This is a genomic window from Bartonella sp. CL70QHWL, assembly GCF_042194855.1.
GTDB lineage: Bacteria > Pseudomonadota > Alphaproteobacteria > Rhizobiales > Rhizobiaceae > Bartonella.
Map to the genome: position 1 here is coordinate 1 of NZ_JBHINJ010000064.1, position 2,280 is coordinate 2,280.

1 protein-coding gene is annotated in these 2,280 nt (G+C 45.2%); it reads left to right on the plus strand.

Translation table 11 applies throughout. The features are described from left to right. Nucleotides 1-2,280 (plus strand): DUF4815 domain-containing protein (locus ACFIJZ_RS09620; protein WP_375631922.1); only part of this gene is annotated, 2,280 nt, incomplete at both ends.

The following is a 2,280-nucleotide window of genomic DNA, read 5'->3' on the forward strand; positions in this document are numbered from 1 at the left end:
TTTACCTTTAAACCCTATTATTTTCCTATTGCCGATATTCAGTCTCTTTTGTTGACAAAAGAAAAAACCGTTAACGTCACCCGTGGTGCCGTTGCCGCTGGGCGTGATGGTGTTCCTGATAAAAGCATCACCGCGTTTATAAAAATCGTTCAAGGAAGCAAGGAATTTAAAGAAGGCACAGATTTTAAAAAAACCGGAGACACCATTGATTGGGCACCCGTGGGAGACGAACCTTTAGCGGGGAGCAGCTATAAGGTGACTTACCGTTACCGCGCAAAAATCACCGCTGATAAAGTAACAGCGCAGGAAATCACAGTCTCAGGGGGTGCGGAGGGTGGTGATATTATCGTCAGTTACACTTACAAACTCCCCCGCATTGACCGCATAGGACTGAACACGGGGGGCAATGTCGTATATATCAAAGGAGTTTCATCAGATCACCCCATGGCACCCAGTGTCCCTGATGATGTGTTGTCCCTTGCAACCATTACCAACAATTGGCTTGAAACGCCGGTTGTGGTCAATGATGGCACACGGGTTGCGCCTTATGATGAGATGTGGCGTTATTTTCAACGGGTACTCTCGCTTGATCGATTGATGCAATTAGAGCGTATTAAAAGCAATGTTGACTCTAAAGAACCTGTTGCCAAAAAGGGCATGTTTGCAGACCCTTTTCTTGATGATAGTTACAGAGATGAAGGCTTTCAACAAACGGGGGCTGTAGGCAATGGCATTTTACAGCTTGCCATTGATCCAACCTTTTACACCGCTAATCTTACAGCGCCTGTCACCCTTGACTGGACAAATGAAGTGATTATTGCGCAAGAGTTGACAACGGCTTGCGAAAAAATCAATCCTTATCAAAATTTTGCACCCCTGCCTGGTACAGTAACCCTTGAACCCGCGACAGACTTCTGGCATGAACAGCGTACCGATTGGCTCTCAAGCGTGACCAATCAACTGAACATGGGATGGAACCGTGGGAGAAGCGTTCGTAAAACAGAAATCAGTGATGATTTGGTGAGTGCAACCCAAGAGAAAATCGATTTTTTGAGACAAATTACCCTTTCTTTCAAAATTGAAGGTTTTGGCAGTAGCGAAATCTTGGAACGTCTTACCTTTGATGGTGTGAATATTTTACCAAAAACAAAGCTTGTTGCTAACACCAAAGGCACCCTTGAAGGCACTTTCACGATTCCACAAAATATTACCGCTGGTACAAAAAATGTTGTGGCACGGGGAAAAGGTGGAACAATTGCAACAGGGCTTTTTACCGGTCAAGGTGTGATTGATGTGAAAGTGATGCGGCGCACCACAACAGTAAAGATCTGGACGCAAGTGGACCCACAAGCGCAAGTTTTTACCCCCGATGAAACACGGCAAATCACCGGTATTGACTTTCATCTTTGCAAAATCGGCAATCAGAACCATGATCTGGTGATTGATTTGGTCACCACAGAAAACGGTTATCCGACCGCCGATATTCAAGCGCAAAGCTTTTATTCTATGAAGGGCGCAAAGCTAGGTTGGGCAGAGGCACGCTATGATGTACCACTCCTTGTCCCCGATGACCGCTTAACGGCTTTCGTTATTAAGACAGATGATAGTAATCATTCTGTCTCACTGGCAAAGCTTGGAGATTTTGATGCAGAACACCAGAGATACGTCTCGAGCCACCCTTACGTGACCGGTCCACGCTTTTCTTCTGTCAATGCTAGGAGCTGGACCGCTCATCAAGATGAGGCTTTAGCTTTTAGGGTGCTGGCGGCACGCTATACACAAACAGAAAAAACCATTGATCTTGGCACTTTTGACCTTGTGGACTGCTCTGATTTGCAAATACGCGCAGCCATTGAATTGCCTTCAAGCGATTGTTCTGTCATCTTTGAAATTGAACGAAACAACGGCACGGTTTATCAACTTCTTCCCTTTCAATTACTCAGTCTTACTGAATATATCAGTGAAAAGATAAAGCTTCGCGCTATTCTCAAAGGGACAGAGAAGCTCTCACCTGTTTTGTTTGCTCCTGTTCAATTGATTGCGGGAAAGATCCATAAGGAAGCTACCTATGTCACGCGTGCTTTTGCCTTTGGTGAAAAAGCAAGATTGACCAGCTATATCAAAACCTTTTTACCAGGTGGTGCAACCTTTTCACTGGAGATGCAACTGGATGATGGTGCTTTCACCCCTTTGAAACTAGAGGAAACAGAACAACTCGCTGAACCGCTTTGGACAGAACGAAAATTTACCAGCAGTGATAAAGGCGCCAAACAAGCGCGC